At 71.5% G+C, this 20,790-nt stretch carries 11 protein-coding genes; all 11 read right to left on the bottom strand.

The window, feature by feature from the left end; all coding sequences use genetic code 11:
* The coding region (locus H5407_RS20905; RefSeq protein ID WP_183106439.1) for an ABC transporter permease at window positions 1-1,230 on the bottom strand (1,230 nt) is incomplete at its 3' end.
* Window positions 1,202-1,918, bottom strand: a complete 717-nt coding sequence (locus H5407_RS20900; protein WP_183106438.1) for an ABC transporter ATP-binding protein — start codon at window positions 1,916-1,918, stop codon at window positions 1,202-1,204. The genes H5407_RS20905 and H5407_RS20900, both read right to left, overlap by 29 nt.
* Before the next feature lie 3 nt (window positions 1,919-1,921).
* Entirely contained in the window at window positions 1,922-2,692 is a 771-nt protein-coding gene (locus tag H5407_RS20895; RefSeq protein WP_183106437.1) for an outer membrane lipoprotein-sorting protein, read from the bottom strand.
* Window positions 2,686-3,459, bottom strand: a complete 774-nt coding sequence (locus H5407_RS20890) for a thioesterase II family protein (protein ID WP_183106436.1) — start codon at window positions 3,457-3,459, stop codon at window positions 2,686-2,688. The genes H5407_RS20895 and H5407_RS20890 overlap by 7 nt, the downstream gene beginning before the upstream one ends.
* Window positions 3,453-3,899, bottom strand: a complete 447-nt coding sequence (locus H5407_RS20885; RefSeq protein WP_183106435.1) for a hypothetical protein — start codon at window positions 3,897-3,899, stop codon at window positions 3,453-3,455. Before H5407_RS20885 ends, H5407_RS20890 begins: the two co-directional genes overlap by 7 nt.
* A 27-nt stretch (window positions 3,900-3,926) precedes the next feature.
* Complete coding sequence (locus H5407_RS20880; RefSeq protein ID WP_183106434.1) at window positions 3,927-11,396, bottom strand: non-ribosomal peptide synthetase; 7,470 nt, start codon at window positions 11,394-11,396, stop codon at window positions 3,927-3,929.
* The gene (locus H5407_RS20875) at window positions 11,393-16,567 is read right to left on the bottom strand and encodes a type I polyketide synthase (protein ID WP_183106433.1); all 5,175 of its coding nucleotides are present in this window, start codon (window positions 16,565-16,567) and stop codon (window positions 11,393-11,395) included. The genes H5407_RS20880 and H5407_RS20875 overlap by 4 nt, the downstream gene beginning before the upstream one ends.
* Before the next feature lie 168 nt (window positions 16,568-16,735).
* The gene (locus H5407_RS20870) at window positions 16,736-17,890 is read right to left on the bottom strand and encodes a DJ-1/PfpI family protein (RefSeq protein ID WP_183106432.1); all 1,155 of its coding nucleotides are present in this window, start codon (window positions 17,888-17,890) and stop codon (window positions 16,736-16,738) included.
* Between the two features lie 32 nt (window positions 17,891-17,922).
* Entirely contained in the window at window positions 17,923-18,390 is a 468-nt protein-coding gene (locus tag H5407_RS20865) for a FixH family protein (RefSeq protein ID WP_183106431.1), read from the bottom strand.
* A 44-nt stretch (window positions 18,391-18,434) separates the two neighbouring features.
* A complete protein-coding gene (locus H5407_RS20860) occupies window positions 18,435-19,835 on the bottom strand; it encodes an ABC transporter permease (protein WP_183106430.1) in 1,401 nt (466 codons plus the stop codon).
* A complete protein-coding gene (locus tag H5407_RS20855) occupies window positions 19,832-20,536 on the bottom strand; it encodes an ABC transporter ATP-binding protein (RefSeq protein ID WP_183106429.1) in 705 nt (234 codons plus the stop codon). The genes H5407_RS20860 and H5407_RS20855 overlap by 4 nt, the downstream gene beginning before the upstream one ends.
* Window positions 20,537-20,790: the final 254 nt, after the last annotated feature.

Below are 20,790 nucleotides of genomic sequence, written 5' to 3'. Positions count from 1 at the left end.
TGGCCGCTCCAGCCAGACACCGCGCAGTGCCGCCAGCGGCGTGAGCCGCGCCGCGCGCCAGGCCGGCAGCAGGGTCGCCAGCAGGCTCACCAGGCCCAGGCCCGCCAGCAGCGTGGGCAGGCGGCGCGGGTCCAGGTAGGGGTGGATGCGCTGGCCGAGGCCCTGCATGGTCTCGAGGGCATCGCCATGCTGGGGCAGGGCGATGCCTTCGCGCGCCAGCTGTGTCGCGATCAAGGCCGCCAGGGCATAGCCGATGAGGAAGCCCAGTCCGCTCAGCAGCAGGCCCTCGTAGACGATGCTGCGGCACAGCTGCCAGGGCGTGGTGCCCAGGGCCAGTTGGGTGCCGTACTCGCCCAGGCGCTCGGAGACGGACATCTGCAGGCTGGTCGCCAGGCCCGTGGACACCACGACGAAGAGGATCAGCATCAGCAGGTGGGCCAGGCCCTCATGGAACTGCACGGACTGCGCCACCGAGGGCAGCAGCGCGGCCCAGTCGCGCAGCACCAGGCCGCAGGGCAGGCCGGCCTGCAGGCGCTGGAGGATGTGGGGGGCCTGGGCGAGGCTGTTTAGGCGCAGGGCGGCGCTGGTGATCTCGCCCTCGGTGCCGAAGAGCTCGGAGGCATCGACGAGGCTCAGGAAGGCCTGCTGCGCGTCGGTGTGGGAGTTGCCGGTGTCGAAGATACCGCTGACCCGCAGGCGCAGCGAGCCGATGGCGGCATGGCGACCCTCGGCCAGTACCGCCACTTCATCGCCCGGGCGCACGCCCAGGCTGGTTGCCAGGCTTCGGCCCAGCAGCAGGCCGCCGCGTTCGCCGGGACGCAGGTAGTGGCCCTGCACCACCTGCCGGTCCAGCCGGGTGACCAGGGGTTCCTGCACCGGGTCCACGCCCACCAGCAGCACGCCGCGCACTTGGGTGGCGGCGCTCAGCAGGCCGGTGCCGCTGATGCGCGAGCTCACGGCCTTGACGCCGGGCTGGCCGGCGAGGTCCGCGGCCATGCTGGCCGGGAAGCTGAGGTCCAGGCTGGGCTGGTCCAGGAAGTCGCCGCGTTGCAGCTGGGCGTGGGCGCTGTAGACCTCGGTCATGTTGCGAACCATCTGCTGGTTCTGCCCGTCCAGCACGGACCAGGCCAGCACCATGGCCAGCACGCCCAGGCTGGTCACACCGAGGATCAGCAGGGAGCGCCGCACCTGGCGGCGCGCATTACGCAGGGCAAGCTTCAGGAAGGGCATGGGCGGAGTCCTCGAGGATGGCGCCGTCCTTGAGGCGCACGAGCCGGCTGGCGCTCTGCATGACGCGGCTGTCATGGGTGGCGATCACGAAGCTGGTGCCGGTGCGCTGGTTGAGGTCGCGCATCAGGGCCAGCAGGCCGTCGCTCGTGTCGGAGTCGAGATTGGCGGTGGGTTCGTCGGCCAGCACCAGGGCCGGGTGGCCCACGATGGCGCGGGCCACGGCCACGCGCTGCTGCTGGCCGCCCGAGAGCTGGTCCGGACGGCGGTCCAGCAGGGCGCCCAGGCCCACGGAGGCCAGGGCCTCGGCTGCGCGCTGCCGACGCTCGGTCGCGGGAACGCCCTGCAGCACCAGCACGTACTCGACGTTCTCCAGGGCCGAGAGCACCGGGATCAGGCTGTAATGCTGGAAGACGAAGCCCAGCTTGCGCAAGCGCAGGCCGGCCAGCTCGGTCTTGCTGAGCAGGGTGAGGTCCTGGCCGTCCAGGCGCAGCACGCCGCTGCTGGGGCGGTCCAGGGCGCCCAGCAGATTGAGCAGGCTGGTCTTGCCCGAGCCCGAGGGCCCGGCCAGGGCCACGAACTCGCCGGCCTCGATGCGCAGGTGGATGTGGCGCAGAGCGGGCACGGTCTGCTCGCCCTGCCGGTGGTCGCGGCAGAGGTCGCGGGCTTCGATGAGGGGGATGCGGGTCATGGATCAGCGTCTCCGGCTGAGGTTCTGGAGCGAAAAGACGTCCTCCGAGATGGGCTGGTCGTAGCGCGCCTCCTGGATCACGAGCGTCGTCTTCTTGCCCGGCTGGTTCTCGGGCTGCATCTCCCAGCGCGTGGGCAACTGGCGACCGCCGAGCGGGCGCACGTCGGAGTAGCTGAGCGTGCGCACCAGCTGGCCTCGCTCGTTGAAGAAGCGAGTGCTGAGGGGCACGTAGTCGCCCTTGCGGACCAGGCTCAGCAGGCGCCCCCAGACCACGGCGGCCTCGGGGCGGGGCAGGGACTCGATCTCCCAGGCCTCCATGCCCTCCACCTTGTGCTCGCCAACGAAGCGGTGCTGGTAGTCGTGGACGATGCTGCTTTCCTTGACCATGTCGTCATTGCTGAAGTCCGAGCCCAGCCAGGGCTGAAGCATCATGGACGGCGGCACCTTGATGCTGCGCTCGATATTGGGCAGGTAGTTCCACATCTCGGAGCCCAGGCGCAGCGAGAGGATGCCAGCGTCCTTGGCCGGCGCGACGATGCGCACGAAGGACTTGGCCGGGCGGTGCGTCCAGAGCTTGAGCGTCAGGCTGCGCGACCACGAGGGCGTGGCGATGGTCATCTCAAACTGGCCCTGCAGGGTGCTGCCCCACAGCAGCTTGTCGAAGCGCTCGATGACCTCCTCGGCCGTGGGGCCGGCGGCCGCGTGCGCGGGGCGGGCCAGCAGCAGGGCCAGGGGGGCCGCGCACAGGCGGCGCCGGGCGGCGTTCATCAGCATGTCGTCAGCTCCTCGCCGAGTGTCTGGCGCATATGGCTCCACAGGGCCTGGGGCGCGTAGAGCACCGAGAAATGGTCGCCGTCCAGCAACACGCGGCGGGCACCCTGGCTGGCGTGGCGCTGCCAGGCCCAGATGTCCTCGGGCGGGATGCGGTCGCGCGTGGCGGCGAAGACCGTGAAGGGGCAGTCCAACTGCCGCCCGGCGTCCAGGCCGGCCCCTTCAAAGGCCGCGAAGTCCGCCCGCAGGATGGGCAGGAAGAAGGCCATCAGTTCGGCGTTGTCCAGCACTTCGGTGGGCGTGCCGGCCAGGGCGCGGGCCTCTTCCAGCAGTTGGGCGTCGCTGTAGCGCGAGCGGGGCGGGCGGGGGATGTGGGGTGCCGAGCCGGCCGACCAGAAGGCATGCACCGGCGGCTGCCCCAGGCGTTCGGCCAGGCGCGCGCAGACGCCAAAGCCGAAGCTCGCGCCCGCGCTGTGACCGAAGGCGGCATAGCCCAGGCCCGGGTGCTGGCGCTGCAGGGCCTCGATCTCCGGGGCCAACTGCGCGACCAGGCCATCGACCAGGCCTGCATAGTCATGCTGCAGGGCCTCGCGGATGCGCTTGCCGTGGCCGGGCAGCTCCACCGGCATCACCCGGACGCCCGCCGGCATCTGCGCCTGCCAATTCAGGAAGCAGGTCGTGTGGCCTCCGGCATGGGCGAAGCACAGCAGGAGCAGGCGCGGAGGCTCCTGGCTTGCGGAGGCGGTGGCGCTCAATCGGGCGTTCAGCATGCGGCCTCCCGCTGCGCCATGGATGCGCTGCCTTGCGAGCCCGCCTGGCGGCACCAGCGCCATGCCTGCCAGACGCCCAGGGCGCAGAGCAGGTGATGGGCCAGGTCCACCGCACCGGTAAGGCCGTAGCGCCAGCCCTCGGCCATGTGCCCGATCTGGTGCGCCAGCATGTAGAGCCCGGCCAGGGTGAACAGCAGCAGGGTCAGCCAGCGGAACCAGGGCATCTGCAGGTAGAGGGCGGCCGTGCCCAGGCTCAGGTAGAGGAAGAACTGCAGGCAGAACACCTCCCAGCCGCGCGGGCCGGGGTGGTGGACGAACTCGCTGAAGTCGGTCTGTATGGCGGCCTTGACGAGAGTGGAGGCGATCACCATCAGCAGGGTCAGGGCCAGGGCCAGCCAGAGGAAGGCGATGCGCAGGGGGGCGTTGGGAGGAGGGGTCATGTCTTGCTCCGGATCGATGCAGAAGATTCAGAAGGGGGTCTGCAGCAGCGCTGCGATGCCGTCCAGATGGGGCGGCTTGAATAGGCTGTAGTGGCTGCCCGGAACACGCAGGCTGCGCAGGCGGCCGGCGGCATGGACGCGCCAGCCCCAGTCGCAGCGATGGGCGTCCGGGTGGCCGGCGAACTCGGCCACCTCGCCCTCGCTGGCCTGCAGCACCAGCAGGGGCGCATTGAGAATGGCGGGGCCGGGGCGGTAGCGTTGGCAGGCGCTGACCGTGGCACTGAACACCGCGTGCACGCCCTGCAGGGCGCGCGCGTCCAGGTGGCGGCCCTGGCCCTGCTCATGCAGCAGGGCCAGGGCCTGTGCGAGGGTCAGGTCTTGCGCCTGGATCCCCGCCAGCATGTCGGCGGACAGCGGCGCCTCCAGATCCTGCAGGAACCACTGCAGCAGCTGGCGTGGGCCGGGTGCCTGCGCCTCGCCAGCGTGCGGCGCCGGCGTGTCCAGCAGGGCCAGGCAGGCCACCGGCTCGCCCTCGGCCTCCAGCTGGCGAGCCATCTCGAAGGCGATGGTGCCGCCCGAGGACCAGCCGCCCAGGCGGTAGGGGCCCTGCGGCTGGTGCTGGCGCAGGGCCGCGAGGTAGTGGGCGGCCAGCGCCGGGACCTCGTCCAGCGGCGGACCGTCGTTGGACAGCCCCGGCGCCTGGAAGGCATGGAAATGGCCCGGCATGCTCTGGGCCAGCTCGCGATAGCACAGCACATGGCCACCGGCTGGGTGGACGAAGTACCAGCCCGGCTCCTGGCTACTGCCCTGCTGCAGGCAGACCAGGGCGCGCGAACGGCGTGCCGGTGCTGGGCTGGCGGCCTCGGCGCGCTGGGCTCGGGCCTGCTCGATGGCCTGGGCCAGGGCGGCGATGGTGCGGCCCTCCAACATCAGCGACAGCGGCAGGCGCAGGCCGTGCTGTTGCTCGATCCGCGTCATCACCCGCACTGCGGCGAAGGACTGGCCGCCCAGGGCGAAGAAGTCGTCATGCACGCCGGGCTGCACGCCCAGCACCGCCGACCAGATCTCGGCCAGGCTCCGCTCCAGCGCATTGCGCGCAGGTACGCTGCCGCGCTCGTGGGGCTCGTTGACGGCCATGGTGGCCAGCGCGCTGCGGTCCAGCTTGCCGTTGGCGGTGAGCGGGAGGCGGGCCAGGCGCTGCAGGCGGCTGGGCACCATGTAGGCGGGCAGTCGGGCGGCCACGTGCTGCTGCAGCGCGGCGAGGTCCAAGTCCTCGTCCGAGACCACAAAGCCCTGCAGCTGCTTGCCGGCCTGGCTGCCGACCACGATCACGGCGGCGGCGCGCACGGCCGCATGGGCCTGCAGCACATGCTCGATCTCGTCGATCTCGATGCGGTAGCCCTGGATCTTCACCTGGAAATCCGCCCGGCCCAGGAACTCGATCTGCCCATCGGGCAGCATACGGCCGAGATCGCCGGTGCGGTAGAGCCGCTCGCCGCTGCGCGGGTGGCGGATGAAGGCCGCGGCCGTGCGCGCCTCGTCCGCCCAGTAGCCCAGGGCCAGCCCCGTGCCGCCGATGTGCAGCTGGCCGGTGACGCCGTCGGGCAGCTCGCGGCCGTCTTCGTCCAGAACGTACCAGTGCTGGTTGGCCAGGGGGCGGCCGTAGGGGATGCTGGGCCAGTCCGCCGGCACCTGGCCGATGGGGTAGACGATGGACCAGATCGAGGCTTCGGTCGCGCCGCCCAGGCTCACCACCTGTGCATCCGGCGCGATGCGGCGGATCTGCGCGGGCAGGGTCACCGGGATCCAGTCCCCGCTGAGCATCACCAGGCGCAGCTGCGGCAGCTGCACGCCGGCTTGCAGCGCGGCATCGACCAGCAGCTGCATCAGCGCCGGCACCGAGTTCCACACCGTCACACCCTCGTCCTGCATCTGGCGCAGCCAGGCCGTGGGATCCACGCCGGTGGCGGCGTCGGGCAGCACCAGACGGGCCCCGGCCAGGGTGCTGCCGAAGAGGTCGTAGACCGAGAGGTCGAAGTACAGCGAGGACACGCCGAAGATCACATCCGCGGCTGTCACGGCGAAGCGGCGGTTGATGTCGGCAATGGTGTTGAGCGCACCGCGGTGGTCGATCATCACGCCCTTGGGCACGCCGGTCGAGCCGGAGGTGAAGATGATGTAGGCCAGCTGGGTCTCGCTGCAGGCGGGCGGCTGCCAGGACGGGCCTGCCGTGAGCTCATCGACGGCAAGGTAGTGCAGGCCAGGCAGCGCGGGCGCATCGCCCAGGCCGGCCAGGCGCAGTGCCAGGCGCGCGCCCGTGCTCTGCAGCAGCTGCTCCAGGCGCTGCGCCGGCCACTGCGGGTCCATGGGCACATAGGCGCCGCCGGCCGCAAGGATGGCCTGCACGGCGATCACCTGCCAGGGGCCGCGCGGCAGCAGCACGGCCACAGGATCGGCCGGCCTGAGGCCGCGGGACTGCAGCTGGCCGGCCAGGGCCAGCGCATCCTTCGCGAGCTGGCCGTAGCTGAGGCGCCGGCCCTCGGCGACCAGGGCCAGCGCCTCGCCCTGCTCGCGGGCCTGCTGCAGCAGGCCGTCCTGCAGTAGCCGGCCCTCGGGGCGCGGGGCGGCGCTGTCGTTGTACTGCCGGCGCAGGGCGCGGGCGGCGTCGTCCAGCAGATCAAAGCCCTCGCTGTCCCAGGCCGCATCGTCATGGGCGAGCTCGTTCAGCAGCCGTGCATAGGCCTGCCACATGGCGTCGATCTGGCCGGCGGGGAACACGTCCTCGAACACGTCCCAGGTGATCCAGATGCCGCCGTCCTCCAGCCCGAAGAACTGGTTGTCCAGCAGTACTTGGGGCGTCTCCAGGCAGCCGTGCAGCGAGCGGGTGAAGGGCTTCATGGCCAGGCCGTTGCCCACCACGAAGGGGCAGGCGGCGCGGCCGGCCTGGCCGTGCACGCGGTTGTAGGCCTGAAGGACCTGCACGCCGCTGCAGTGCAGGTGCTGCAGGTCCTGCTGCATGCGCTGGTCCAGGCGGCGGCAGCGCTCTGCGAAGCCGCCGCCCTCGCGCCAGTCCACCTCCAGCGGGTACAGCGCGGAGAAGTTGCCCACGATTTCGAAGATCTGCTCGTGCAGGGGCAGGCGGTGCGAGACCATGTTGTTGAGCAGGAAGTGCCGCGAGCCGCTCCAAAAGGCCAGCACCTGGGCATAGGCGCCAAAGAGGCCGGCCTCGGGGCGCAGGCCGCGGGCCTCGCAGCGCTGGCGCAGGGCCTGCCATTGCGCGGCGCTGAGGTCCATCTCCCGGCGCTTCATCATCGAGCGCTGGCGGCGATTCAGGCGCGGCTTCAGGGGCAGGGCGGGCGCGGCGGGCATGGCCGGCAGGCGGTCCATCCAGTAGCGGCGCGATCGCTCGCCCTGCGAGCTCTGCTCCAGCCGTTCCAGGGCCAGCACGCAGTCGCGGAAGCTGAGGGTCAACGGAGGCAGGACGGTGGCCGGCTCGCGGTAGCAGCGCTCCACGTTGGCGAAGAACTGCTGGGTGCCGAAGCCGTCCCAGAACACGGCATTGCAGTTGATGTGCAGGCGTGCATGGCCGCTGGGCAGCAAAGTGGCATGGACCTGCATCCAGGGCCAGCGGTCCACCGGAAGGGTCTGGCGCTCCATGCGCGATCGCGTGGCCAGCAGGCGGGCCTCGCAGGTGGCGGCACCTAGGGCGCTGCAGTCGTCCAGGGTCAGGGGAAGCGGGGTCAGGTCTTGCACCGGTCTCAGGCGCAGCTCGGGCGTGGCGACCACGATATTGGCCGACTGGCGCTGCAGCTCGCGCTGCAGGGCCTGCTCGTAGCGGGCTGGGTCGAAGGCGGGCATCTCCACCTCGACGTAGTGGTGGGTGCGGACGTGGAACTCGAGGTCCTCGCCATCGCCCATCAGGAAGGCCAGCTGCACGTCGGCGGCGGGAAAGTCTTCGCCGTCCGGAGCCGCGGCGGGCTCAATGAGGGGCAGGCTGTCGTCGCTCAGTATGGGCCGGGCCTGCTGCAGGCGGGCCAGGGCCATGGCGAAGTCCGCCAGGCGCGGCTGCTGGAAGAAGCACTGCATCAACCGGCCCTGCAGCTCGGGCGCCAGGGACAGCTGCTCGCGCACGCGGCTGAGCAGGCGAAGGGCCAGCAGGGAATCGCCGCCGACGTCGAAGAAGCTCTGCGTCGGGGTCAGGTCTTGCCGGCCCAGCAGGGATTGCCACAGCGGCAGCAGCCGTTCCTGCAGGGCCAGGGATGCGGCGTCTGCCTGCCCCGTGGGCGCGGCGCCCTCGGGGCCCTGCTGCTGCAGCAGGGCCTGCAGCTGGGCTGCGTCCACCTTGCCGTTGGCGCTGAGGGGCAGGGCCTCCAGCAGCTGGAAGCGCTGGGGCAGCATGTAGTCCGGCAGCCAGGCCGCGAGGGCCTGGCGCAGGGAGCCATCGGCCAGGCGGGCGGGCCAATCGGCGGCGTGCTCATCGACCACCAGCAGGCTCACCAGCTGTCTGTGTGCGCCCTCGCTGCGCACGCCGGTCCAGGCCTGGCGAATGCCGGGCTGGCGCAGCAGGCAGGCGTTGACCTCGCCCAGCTCGATGCGCAGGCCATTGATCTTGACCTGGTGGTCCAGGCGGCCGAGGAACTCGATCTGGCCCTCGGCCGTGAGGCGCCCGAGGTCGCCCGAGCGGTACAGGCGCTCGCCCGTGCGGGGGTGGCGCAGAAAGCGCTGCGCGGTCTGGGCCTCGTCGCCCAGGTAGCCGCGGCCCACGCAGGCGCCGCCGATGCAGATCTCGCCCGCCACGCCGACGGGGCGCTCCTCCAGCAGCGCGTCCATCACCCACATGCGCTGGTTGGTCAGCGGCCGTCCGTAGGGAATGCTGGACCAGGCCGGATCGACCGTGCCGATGGGGTACTGCGTGCACCAGATGGCCGTTTCCGTGGGGCCGCCCGAAGCCAGCAACTGAAGCCCCGGGCAGACGCGGCGCGCGCGATCGGGCAGGCCGACCGGGATCCAGTCCCCGCTGAGGATGGCCTGGCGCACGGCGGGCGGCAGGGGCTGGCCCTGGGTCTGCAGATGCTCCAGGTGCTCGACGTAGTGCTGCAGCAGCTGCGGCACCGAGTTCCACAGGCTCACGCCATGCGCCTGTACCAGCTCGGCCCAGTGCTGGGCGTCGTGCAGGCGGGCCGGGTCCGGCATCACCAGGCAGCCGCCGGCGGCGATCACGCCGAAGAGGTCGTAGACGGAGAGGTCGAAATGCAGGGCCGACAGCGCCAGTACGCGGTCCTGCGGGCCCACCTGCATGCGGCGGTTGATATCCTGCAGGGTGTTCACCGCCTGGGCGTGCTCGATCATCACACCCTTGGGCTGGCCGGTGGAGCCGGAGGTGAAGAGCACATAGGCCAGGTCATTGGGCCGGGTTGCGGCCGGGGGCGGGGCGATGGCGGGTGCGGCCAGGGCATCGTCGCCCAGGCACAGCACGCGCAGGCCCGGGGTCAGGTCTTGCCCGGAGCGGTGGGCGGCTTGCGTCAGCAGCAGGCGGGCGCCGCTGGCGCTCAGCAGGTGGCGACGGCGCTCTGCCGGCAGGCGCGGGTCGATGGGCAGGTAGGCGGCGCCGGCTATCAACACGCCGTAGACGGCCAGGACCTGCTCGCAGCCTTTGTCCATCATCACCGCGACGGGCTGCTCGCGCCCGGCGCCCAGTGCCTGCAGTGCCTCGGCCAGGGTCAGGGCCTCACGCGCCAGGCGGGCGTAGCTCAGTTGGCCGTCGGCCGCTATCACGGCCGGGGCCTCGGGCTGGCGGCGGGCCTGGGCGATCAGGCCGTCCTGAAGCAGGCCGTGGCCGATGGCGGGGTCGTCGGTGGCATTGAACCGAGCCAGCAGGGGCTGGTGATGCGCCGGCAGCGTGGCGGGCAGAGGACGCCGCGTCCAGGCCTCCGGATCTGTCGCCAGAGTGCGCAGCAGTTGGGCGTAGGCGCCGAAGCAGTCGTCCAGCATGCCGACAGGGAAAAGGTCCTCGATGGCGTCGAGGAAGAGCCGCAGCTCGCCATCGAACTCGGCCATCTGGTGGTCCATCCACACCTGCGGGGTCTGGCTGACGCCGTGCACGATGTCGCCGAAGAAGCTCAGGCCGCCGGTGGTGGACTGCCGGCCGTCCAGGGCCAGGGTGCTTGTGAAGACCACCGGCATGGCCGCGCCAGGGGCATGGCCCAGGTGGCGGGCGCGGTCGCGCAGCACGCGCATGCCGCTGTAGGCGCGGTGGTCCAGGTCTTCGGCCAGTTGGGCCTGCAAGCGCTGCAGGCGGTCGGTGAAGCTGTCGCCCGCCTGCGCCCTTGCTGCCAGCAGGCTGGTGGCGGTGAAGTCGCCGATCAGCTGCTCTACCTCGGGGTGCACCGGGAAGCGATGGAAGAGCGTGACGTTGAGGCTGAAGTCCGGTGTGGCGGACCAGCGGCGCAGGGCCTCGGAGAAGGCCGTCATCAGCAGCACCGTGGGCGTGGCGCCATGCTGCGCGGCCAGGGCCTTGAGGCGGGCCCATTCCTCGGCGGCGATGCGCTGCTCGCGGCGCTCGAAGCGCACCTCGGCCAGCTCGTGCGGCTGGCGGGCCAGAGGCAGGCCCGGTGCGGGGGGCAGGCTGTCCAGGCGGGCGGTCCAGTAGTCACGGGCGCGCTGGAACTCGGGCTGCTCGTGCAGGGTCTGCTCGAAGAGCGCGTAGTCGCGGTAGCTGAAGGCCTGGGCCGGAGCCAGGCGCTGCGGGTCCTCGTAGGCCTGCTGCCATTCCTGGAAGAAGAGGAACATGCTGGAGGCGTCGATGATCAGCATGTCCAGGCTGACGAATAGACGCAGCTGCCCGCCGGCCAGCTGCGCGGCGCGGACGGCGAACAGCGGCCACTGATCGATGGGCCCGCGCCTGTGCGAGAGCTGCTCGCGCTGGGCCAGCATCTGCGCCTGGGCTTCGGGGCCGCCGTGCGCGCGAAGGTCCAGGCACTCGATGCGGTAGGGCGGCACCTCGGGCAGCACGCGCTGCGTGCCGTCCTCGGCGATCACTGCGCGCATCATGTCGTGGCGGCGGATCAGGGCCTGCAGCGCCTGCTCCAGGCGCGCCAGGTCCAGCCCCTCGCGCTGGAACTCGAAGTAGCAGTGCGTGGAGAAGCCGCCCAGCTCCACGAAGGGCTGGCGGCCCATCCAATAGGCGTGCTGGACGTCGGTCAGGGGGAAGGGCTCGTGGCGCTGCGCGGGCCTGGGCTCTACCTCGGGCAGGGCACCGCGGCGCTCCTGGCTGTGCAGCAGGCGCAGGATCTCGGACTTGCCGGCGCTCAGCGCCGCGCGCAGCTCCTCGTCCAGGGTGCCCTTGGGGGCTGAGATGCGCAGCTGCTCGCCCTCGGCCTGCAGCTGGACGCCGCGCTGGCGCAGGCGCAGCAGCAGGGCCTCCATGCTGTCCAGTGCGGCGCATTCGCCGGGTTCGTCCAGGGCCGAGGTCTGGCTGAGGCTGAAGTCGGTGTTCACAGAAGGATCTCCTCCAGGCCTTGGTCGGCGCTGGCTGTCTCGTCGGCGGGGCGCATGTCCTGCAGCAGCATCAGGCGGTGCAGGACGCCGGCCAGCTCGCGCGCCGTGGTGTTGACCAGCAGCTGGCGCAGCGCAAGCTCGATGCCGGTGTCACGGGCCAGCTGCTTGCGCAGTTCCAGGGCCATCAGTGAGTCGAAGCCCAACTGGCTGAGCGCGGAGTCGGGGAAACTGGGGGTCAGGTCTTGCCTGCGCGCGGTGCTCAGGCGCAGGATCTGGAAGGTCTGCAGGCGGAGGTAGTCCAGCAGAGCCTGGCGGGCGGCCTCTGGCGGCAGCTGCAGCAGATTTTCGGGCAGCGTGGGCGGGTGGGGCGTCTCGGCCATGGCAGGGGCTGCCGCGCTGGTCTTGCGCTGTCCCAGGGTGCTGGTCGGCAAGGGGCTGCTGGTGGCGGGCTGGAACCAATGCGCCTCCGTCTGGAAGGGATAGGCAGGCAGCTGCCGGACCTGCTGCCAGGCTTGTGCGGCGTCGGCCCCCTGGCCTGCGTACCAGGACTGCCAGTCGGTTTCGCCGCCGGACACGGTCCAGCGCGCGAGGGTCTCCAGCCAGTGCCGGTGCTCGTCACGGCCGCGGCGCAGGCTGCAAAGCCACAGGCGGCCCGGGCTGTCCAGTCGGGGGTGGCGGCGGGCCAGGCTGCTAAGCACCGGATCCGGGCCGATCTCGATGAGGCGGGCGCAGTCCTGGGCGGCCAGGGTATCCAGGCAGGCCTCGAACTCGACGGTCTGGCAGGCGTGGTCCAGCCAGTAGTCGGCGCAGGCCAGGGCTTCGCCGCACAGCTGGCCGTCGAGGTTGCTGATGAGGGGCAGGCGCGGCGCCTGCAGGCTGATGCCGGCGAGCACCTCGGCAAAAGCGCTGCGTATGGTCTGCATCGCGGGCGAATGGAAGGCGCGCTGGCCGGGCAGGCGCCGCGCCTCCAGGCCCAGCTGCAGGGCGCGCGCCTGGCAGGCCTCGATGGCCTCGGGCGCGCCGCCCAGCACGAGACAGTCGGCCGCATTGCGCGCGGCCAGGGCCAGCCTGCCGCCGGCCAGGCTCTCCTGGCACAGGGTCTGCAGCGCGGGCGCAGGACCCTGCAGCACCAGCATTGCGCCGGCTTCGCAGCGCGCCCGCATCAGCCGGCCGCGTTCGGCGACCAGACGCAGGCCGTCGGCCAGGCTGAAGACGCCGGCCAGGCAGGCGGCCACGTACTCGCCCAGGCTGTGGCCCAGCAGCACGTCGGGCTGCACGCCCGCTGCCGCCCACAGCTGGGCCAGGGACCACTCCAGTGCGAAGAGCGCGGGCTGCGCATGGGCGGTGTCTTCCAGCTGCAGCGGGGTCCCGGCGACGTCGGCTTGCACATAGAGAGCCTCGGTCAGCGAGAAGCCCAGCCAGGGCCGCAGTAGCGCGGCGCAGTGGTCCATGCTGCGGCGGAAGACAGGCTCGCTGCGATAGAGGCCACGGCCCATGTCGGGGTACTGACTGCCCTGGCCGGTGAAGAGGAAGGCGGTGCGGCGCGGGCCCACGCAGTCCTGCTCTGCGGTGAACAGCGCCGGGTCCGTCTCTCCTTGCGCATGGGCGCGCAGCGCGGCGGCCAGGGCCGGGCTGTCGGCGGCCACCACGGCCAGGCGATGGGGCAGGGCGGAGCGCCGCAGGGCTGTTGCCTGGCACAGGGCCTGCAGCGGCGCCTGCAGGGCGTCTATCCGGTGCGCGTAGGCCTCGGCCAGCTGGCGCAGGGCGCAGTCACTCCGGGCGGACAGGACCAGCAGTGCAGGCCGCTCCCCGGCGTTTGACGCCGGTGGCTCCGGCAGCGCGGGCGCCTCTTCCACGATCACGTGCGCATTGGTGCCGCCGAAGCCGAAGGAGCTGATCGCGGCCAGGCGCGCAGCGTCGCCGCGTGGCCAGGGCTGGGCCTCGCGGGCGACGGAGCAGCCGCTGCCCTCCAGACGCAGCAGCGGGTTGAGCTGCTGCACATGCAGGCTTGCGGGGATGCGCTCGTGCCGCAGGGCCAGCAGCACCTTGCACAGGCCCGCCAGGCCGGCCAGGGGCTCGGCGTGGCCGATATTGCTCTTCACCGAGCCCACCCACAGCGGCGGGCCTTCGCTGCGGCCGTAGACCTGCTGGATGGACTCCATCTCGATCGGGTCGCCCAGTGCGGTGCCGGTGCCGTGTGCTTCCAGGTAGCTCACCGACTGAGCCTGCAGGCCTGCGCCGGCCAGGGCCTTGCGCATCACCGCCTGCTGGGCCGGGCCATTGGGGGCGGTGAGGCCGTTGCTGCGGCCATCCTGATTGACGGCGGAGCCGCGCAGCAGGCCGAGGATGCGGTCGCTATCGCGCTGTGCCTCGGACAGACGCTTGAGCACGAGCACGGCGCAGCCCTCGGCCCGCACATAGCCATTGGCGCTTGCGTCGAAGGCCCGGCAGCGGCCGTCCGGGGATAGCATCTGGGCCTGGGACAGGGCCACATAGAGGTCCGGCGCCAGCAGGGCGTTGACGCCGCCGACGAGGGCCAGGCTGCAGTCGCCGTCCAGCAGGGCGCGGCGCGCCTGGTGCAGGGCCACGAGGGACGAGGAGCAGGCCGTCTCCACCGTCCAGCTGGGGCCCTGCAGGCCCAGCACATAGGACAGGCGGTTGGCCAGGATGCTGGCCTGGTTGCCCGTGCCGAAGTAGGCGTCCAGGGCCTGGCCCTGGCGCAGCTGCAGCAGCTGGTAGTCGTGGGTCATGGCGCCGATAAAGACGCCGGTGTCGCTGCCCACCAGGCTTTCCGCGCGCAGGCCGGCATCCTCCAGGGCATGCCAGCAGGCTTGCAGCAGCAGGCGCTGCTGCGGGTCCATGGCATCGGCCTCGCGTGCGGAGATGCCGAAGAAGGCGGCGTCGAACTGCTCGATGCCCTCGATGAATCCGCCCCAGCGGCTGGCGCTGCGGCCGGGCTCGTTGCCGGCGAGGGCCTGGGCGTCCCAGCGGTCCGCAGGCACCTCGGTGACGGCATCCCGGCCTTCGTCCAGAAGCTGCCAGAAGGCCTCGGCGCCTTCGGCACCGGGCAGGCGGCAGGCCATGCCGATGACGGCGATGGGCTCGTCCGGCGGGAGGTGCGTTGTCGCGGCAATGGTGGCTGGCGTCTCGCTGCCCAGGGCTGCCAGCAGGGCCGTGATGCGTGGTTGGGCATAGAGCAGGGTGGGCTCGACGCGGCGGCCCAGGCGCGCGGACAGCTCACCCGACAGCGTGACCAGATCCATGGAGTCCAGCCCCATGCTGGCGAAGCTCTGCTCGGCGGTCAGCAGCTCCTGCGGCAGGTGGCTCAGCGCGGCGCAGCGCGCCAGCAGCCAGGCGGACAGCTCGGTGTTGGCCCGGGCAGCGGGCAGGCAGACGGTCGGGGTCGTGTCCTGCCATTGGTGCAGCGGCTTGAGTCCGCCGTCCAGGAAGAGCTGACGGCAGGCATGGCGCTGGATCTTGCCGCTGGAGGTCATGGGCAGGCTGGCCGGGCGCAGCAGGCAGACGGCATGCAGGTGCAGGCCGTGGCTGGCGGCCATGGCCTCGCGCAGAGCGGCGGTGATGGCCTCGCCATCCAGGCGGTGGCGGGCCGAGCGGCGCACCTCCTGCAGCAGTACCAGCTTTTCCTGGCCGTCCAGTTCGAGGGCGAAGGCTGCGCCCTGCGCGCCGGCCAGGGCTTCGTGCGCGGACTGCGCGCTGCGCTCCAGGTCCTGCGGGTAGTGGTTCTGGCCGCGGATCACGATCACGTCCTTGATCCGCCCGGTGATGAAGAGCTGGCCCTCATGCCAGGCGCCCAGGTCGCCGGTGCGAAGCCAGGGGCCGTTGCCGTCCGCCATGCGTGCCAGGAAGGCCTGCTCGCTGAGCGCGGCCTGGCGCCAGTAGCCGTGGGCGACGACCTCGCCGCGCACCCAGATCTCGCCGACACGGCCATCCGGACAGGCTTCGCCGCGCAGCGGGTCGGCGATCACCGCCTCGGCACCGGGCCAGGCTTGGCCGCAGCCCACGAGCTCGGTGAAGGGCTGGCCGGCCTCGGCCGGCTGCAGCAGGCCGCGCGCCAGGGCGGCGCTGCTGGCGCGCACGACGGGCGGGGCCGTCAGGCGGGGCTGGCGGGTGACGGTCAGCGTGGCCTCGGCGAGGCCGTAGCCCGGACTCAGGGCCTCGGCGCGCAGGCCAAAGGGGGCGAACTGGGCCTGGAAGCGCGCCAGAGTCTCGGCCCGCACCGGTTCGGCGCCATTGCCTGCCACGGCCCAATGAGTGAGGTCCAGCTCCAGCGAGGGCAAGGCCTGGGCGGCCTGGCAGCACAGCTCGTAGGCGAAGTTGGGCGCATAGCTGGCCGTCCCGCGGTAGCGGCTGATGGCCTGCAGCCAGCGCAGGGGCTGCTGCACAAAGGCCAGGGGTGGCATCAGCACCACGGTGCCACCCTCATGGAACATCTGCAGCAGGCCCAGGATCAGGCCCATGTCGTGGAACAGGGGCAGCCAGCTGACGAAGACGTCGTCCTCGCACAGGCCCGGCGCGCAATGCCAGCCGGCCGCATGGGCCAGGAGATTGCCGTGCGTGACGATGACGCCGCGGGGCTGGCTGGTGGAGCCGGAGGTGTATTGCAGATAGGCCACGCTGTCGCGGTCCAGGCGGGGCGGCCGCCAGGACTCGGGCTCGCAGGCTTTGGCGGCGTCGCCCTGCAGCCGGGCCTCGTCGTCGATGCGCAGGACGGGGCCGGCCAGGCCGGCGCAGGCCTCGCGCAGGGCCTCGCTGCCGTCCTGCGTGGCGCTGACCAGGGCGGCGCGGGCCTCGCAGTCGCGGGCGATGTGGGCCATGCGCCGTGCATGCATGCCGTTGCTGGGGGGGTAGCCGGGCACCGGGACGGCACCGGCATAGAGGCAGGCCAGGAAGCCCAGCACATAGTGCACGCCGGAGGGCAGCATCAGCAGCACATGCCGGTCCTGCAGGCCCTGCGCCTGCAGCGCGGCGGCCAGGCCTCGGGCGCGCTGGTCTAGTTGGGCGTAGCTCAAGCGCGCGCCCTCACGTTCGCCGTCAGGCAGGAAGACGAGGGCGGCGTGCTCCGGTCGGCGGGCCGCCTGGGCGCGCAGCAGCGCCACCCAGGAGTTCGGGGCGGGATCCGACGTGCAGGTGATGGATGGTGACTCGGACATGGGCTCAGTCAAGGACGTGGGGGCGTGGCGTAGTGAGCCGGGGCGCCGCGGCGCCGATTGCTGGAAGCGGGTGCCGGGAGGCGCGAGGCTCTCAAAGAATCGCCGGGCCGCCCCAAGCTGCTTTGCCCCTCATGGGGGGCCGGCACGTGGTGACGGGTCTGGGGGCCTTCAGTAGCCGGGGTATTCCATCTGCAGGGCCACCCAGGCGGCGGTGCGCGGACCGTAGTCGCTGGCAATGCCCTTGAGCGCCTGGTCCAGGGCGAGCAGGGGTTCCGAGGCATCCGGGGCCGACAACATGCGCCGTGGGGCGTCGGCGCCCATCACGCGGTCCGGCACGATGCTCAGGCCGCGGCGGGACTTGATGAGGCCGGCGCGGGGCGCCACGGCCAGGGCGGTGGAGCGGTAGGTCGCGGAGTAGACCTCGGCCTTGAGGGCCAGGGCGATCTCGTCCACGCCTTGGTCTACGGGGATCCCGACGTCCTCGTGGGACCAGAACGCGACGGCATTGCCGCCGATGGTGAGCTTGTGTCTCCAGCTCATCTGGAAGCGCTCGCTGGGGTGCTGAGCGGTCCAGCTCATGCCGGCGCCGCCCAGCTCGCGGGCCAGCTGCGTGGCGCGCTCGGTCCCTGCGATGGCCTCGACCAAGGCCAGGGACACGGGGATGGTCGCGCTGACGCCCGTGGTGGTGATCACGCGGCGGTCCTCGACATAGCGCAGCTGCTGCTGCCACTGCACCTGGGGGAACTTCTTGCGCAGGTCCTCGCGCGAGTACCAGTGGCTGGTCGCGCGGCGCCCGTCCAGCAGGCCGGCGCGGGCCAGCACCCAGACGCCATCGCAGACGCCGACGATGGTCGCGCCCTTGGTCGCCTGGGCTTTCACCCAGGCCAGCAGGGCCGGGTCGTCGTCCTTGTGCACGGCGGGCACGATGACGTAGTCCGCGCCCTCCGGATGCTCCTGGTCGAAGCTGGCGGTGGTGGACTGCGGCTCCACATTCATGGGCGCAGGGAACATGCGGATGGGGCCCGGCTGCGTGGCCAGGGCTTGGACCTCGGCCACGCCCGCGGCACTCAGCACGCCGTAGGGCAGGACGTAGTCGGTGAGCTCGGTGTAGTAGTTCTCCGCGACCACGGCCACCAGGGGCTTGCTGCGACCCAGGCGGGGGCGGTAGGGCGTCAGCCGGTCCGGCGAGGGCAGGGCCTCGGCCTGCGGCAAGGCGCGGACCGCGGCGGGCGCGGCGCCTGGGGCCGAGGCGCCCTGGGCCTGGGCCCCGGCCAGCAGCCCCAGGGCCAGCGCAAGGAGCAGGGAATTCTGGAAGAGGCGCATGCGGGAGTCCTGCAAAAGGCGGGGACGAGGTCTCAGGAGGCCGAGGGCGGCAGCACCGTGTTGAAGGTGATGCGGTCGGCGCCGCGCGCGGACTGCACCTCCAGCTTGATCTCCCACCAGCCCGTCATGTTGAACTTCATGCCCTCCAGCACGTAGGCACCCGGTGCGCCGCCAACGCTGACACGCGGCTGAGTGGGAAAGCCGTGGCCATGCTCGGGCATGCCGCCATCGACCGCGATGCGGGCGTCGGGCACGGGCTGTCCGTTGGCATCCAGCACGCGGATGTTCCAGCTGTGGATCTTGTTGACGCGCAGCGGCTCGGTCGGCGGGCTCAACTCGATGCGGTAGGTGCCGCCGTCGGTGTTGCGCTGCAGGGCCAGGTTGAGGTCGGGGGCCGGGTGCGATTCCATCCGTGCATGGTTCATGTCGCCATGCGGGGCGCAGGCGCCCAGCGCCAGGACGGAGATCAGCAGGGGCAGCAGACGGTGGACAGTGTTCATGGCAGGGCTCCGCGATGAGAGGAAGGAAGGCGTTCGGACGGGGCTCAGACGTGGCGCAGCGCGTCCACGATGTTCTGGCGGGCGGCGCGCAGAGAGGGCAGCCAGGCCGAAAGGGCAGCGACCAGGATCAGGCCTACGGTCGTGCCGGCGATCAGACCAGTCTCGCCCCAGACCCGGATGATCAGCGGCACCGGCGAGCGGCCCGGCGGCGTCCAGGTCAGGCCGCTGTGGTTGATGAGGCCGGCCAGGCTGGCCGCGATGCTCACGCCCAGCACGGCGCCCACGATGCCCAGCAACAGGCCTTCCTGCATGAAGAGGCGGCGCAGCCGGGCGCGACGCAGGCCCATGGCGCGCAGGGTGCCGATCTCCACGGTGCGCTCAATCACCGCCATGCTCATGGTGTTGCCCACGGTGAAGAGCACGATGGCCGCGATCAGCAGGGCCACGAAGCCGAAGAGCGTGGCGAACATGGCCAGGGCCTGGCCGTAGAAGGGGTTGAGCGCACTGAAGTCCAGCACCTCGACGGGCTCCTGCGGGAATCGCTCAGCCAGCAGTTGCTGCAGGCGTGCCTTGGCGGCCGGGATCTGGTCGGTGTGCTGCAGCTGAAGGACGATGGCCGTGGCCTTGGCGGCCTCCTTGCCGAAGACCAACTGCTGGGCCTGTGCCAGGTGCAGGCCCACGTAGACATCATCGAATTCCTTGACGCCCTGCTCCTCGGCCTTGACCACCTGGAGGCGGGCCACATTGGGCGCGCCTTGCGCAGTGGCGGCCAGCATCTCGATGGCGGCGGCCGAGGCCTGGGGGGCGGGCTCGGCGCCGTTGGCCAGCTTGCCGAGGTCGGCGATGTCGGCGGGCAGGTCCGCCTGTGCCTTGGCCGGGCCTGCGGGCTGGGCGGCGGCGGCCTTGCAGTCCAGCAGCTTCAGCGGGCCGCACAGCTGCAGCACGCGGGCCAGGCCGGTGCCCAGCACGGCGGTCTCGGGGCCTGTGCCGGTCAGGGCCATCTGGGGCACCTGCACGGGGAAGTCGTAGCCGTTCCAGGCGCGCATGCGGTTCTGGTCCTCGACGACCACGCCCAGGCCCAGGGCCGTGCGCGACACCCCGGCGCCGAAGTTGCCGGCGATGCCCTGCAACTGCAGGGTCGGCGTGGCCACCAGCACCAGGGGCTTGAGCACCGGGTCCTGCTGGATGGCGGCAATGATCTCGCGGTACTGGGCCAGGCCGTAGGCGGCCGGGTTGCCGCTGCCATAGCGGTAGTAGCCTTCGCGCTGGATCTGCAGGTGGCCGCCGTACTTCACGTAGTCGGTCTGCAGGCCGTAGGTGATGTTGCGGCTGTAGCCGCCGAAGAGCAGCACCGCATTGGCGCCGACGATCATGGCCAGCAGCGTGGTGATGGAGCGGCGGCGGTTGCGCAGCAGGTTGCGCCAGGCCAGGGAGAGCGTGTTCATGCGGCCACCTTCAGGGCGTCGGCACGGCGCAGTTCGACGATGCGGCCGTCCTTGATTCGGACCATGTCATCCGCGGCCGCCAGGACCTGAGGATCATGGGAGGAGATGACGAAGCTGACCTGCTGCTCGCGCTGCAGGCGGCGCATCAGCTCGATGATGCTGGCGCCGGTCTGGCTGTCGAGGTTGGCGGTGGGCTCGTCGGCCAGCACCAGCTGCGGGCGAGCCGCCAGGGCGCGGGCGATGGCCACGCGCTGGCGCTGCCCGCCCGAGAGTTCGCCGGGGCGGCGGCGCGCCTGCTCGGTGAGGCCCACGGCGGCCAGCATCTCTGCGGCGCGGGTCTTGCGCTCGGCCTTGTCGATGCCCAGCATCACCAGCGGGTACTCGACGTTCTCCTGGGCATTGAGCACCGGCAGCAGGTTGAAGTTCTGGAAGACCACGCCGAGGTGGCGAGCGCGGAAGTCGGAGAGCTGGTCGTCGTCCATGGCGACGATGTCGTGGCCGGCCACGTGGATGCGGCCGGCATCGGGGCGGTCAAGGCCACCAATGAGGTTCAGCAGCGTGGTTTTGCCGCTGCCGGAGGCGCCGCTGATCACGGTCAGCAGGCCGGCGCGAAGCTCCAGGTTGATGTCCTGGAGCGCGGCAACGCCCACGGCATCCAGGTGGTAGGTCTTGGCGACGGCATGGAGGTGCACGGCGATCATGGCGGGGCCTGCGGTTTTCGGGGTCTTGGGGGATCCAGCACGCAGGGCTTCCCATGCAAGGCTGGCGTCGACCGGGCCGAAGGATATCGAAGGCCGCCAGCCGGGAAACCTGTTCGTTCGTACATCCTGGAGGCCGCTTTTGGGCAGGACATTTGCCGCGGCTTTGGTGAAAATCCAGGCGCACCGGCAGCGCGTTAGCAGCCGCCGGGCCAGGGAGCCACGAATGAGTCCGAACCACCCGCCGCGGGTCCTCC

Source organism: Mitsuaria sp. WAJ17 (assembly GCF_014174515.1).
Lineage (GTDB): Bacteria > Pseudomonadota > Gammaproteobacteria > Burkholderiales > Burkholderiaceae_C > Roseateles_B.
Note: the sequence above shows the minus strand (reverse complement) of the source record. Positions and strands in the feature narration are given on the sequence as shown.

Excerpts from the sequence above, each read along its gene's own strand:
- H5407_RS20900 (WP_183106438.1), bottom strand. The coding sequence starts at position 1,918 with ATGACCCGCATCCCCCTCATCGAAGCCCGCGACCTCTGCCGCGACCAC.
- H5407_RS20895 (WP_183106437.1), bottom strand. The coding sequence starts at position 2,692 with ATGCTGATGAACGCCGCCCGGCGCCGCCTGTGCGCGGCCCCCCTGGCC.
- H5407_RS20890 (WP_183106436.1), bottom strand. The coding sequence starts at position 3,459 with ATGCTGAACGCCCGATTGAGCGCCACCGCCTCCGCAAGCCAGGAGCCT.
- H5407_RS20885 (WP_183106435.1), bottom strand. The coding sequence starts at position 3,899 with ATGACCCCTCCTCCCAACGCCCCCCTGCGCATCGCCTTCCTCTGGCTG.
- H5407_RS20875 (WP_183106433.1), bottom strand. The coding sequence starts at position 16,567 with ATGTCCGAGTCACCATCCATCACCTGCACGTCGGATCCCGCCCCGAAC.
- H5407_RS20870 (WP_183106432.1), bottom strand. The coding sequence starts at position 17,890 with ATGCGCCTCTTCCAGAATTCCCTGCTCCTTGCGCTGGCCCTGGGGCTG.
- H5407_RS20865 (WP_183106431.1), bottom strand. The coding sequence starts at position 18,390 with ATGAACACTGTCCACCGTCTGCTGCCCCTGCTGATCTCCGTCCTGGCG.
- H5407_RS20860 (WP_183106430.1), bottom strand. The coding sequence starts at position 19,835 with ATGAACACGCTCTCCCTGGCCTGGCGCAACCTGCTGCGCAACCGCCGC.
- H5407_RS20855 (WP_183106429.1), bottom strand. The coding sequence starts at position 20,536 with ATGATCGCCGTGCACCTCCATGCCGTCGCCAAGACCTACCACCTGGAT.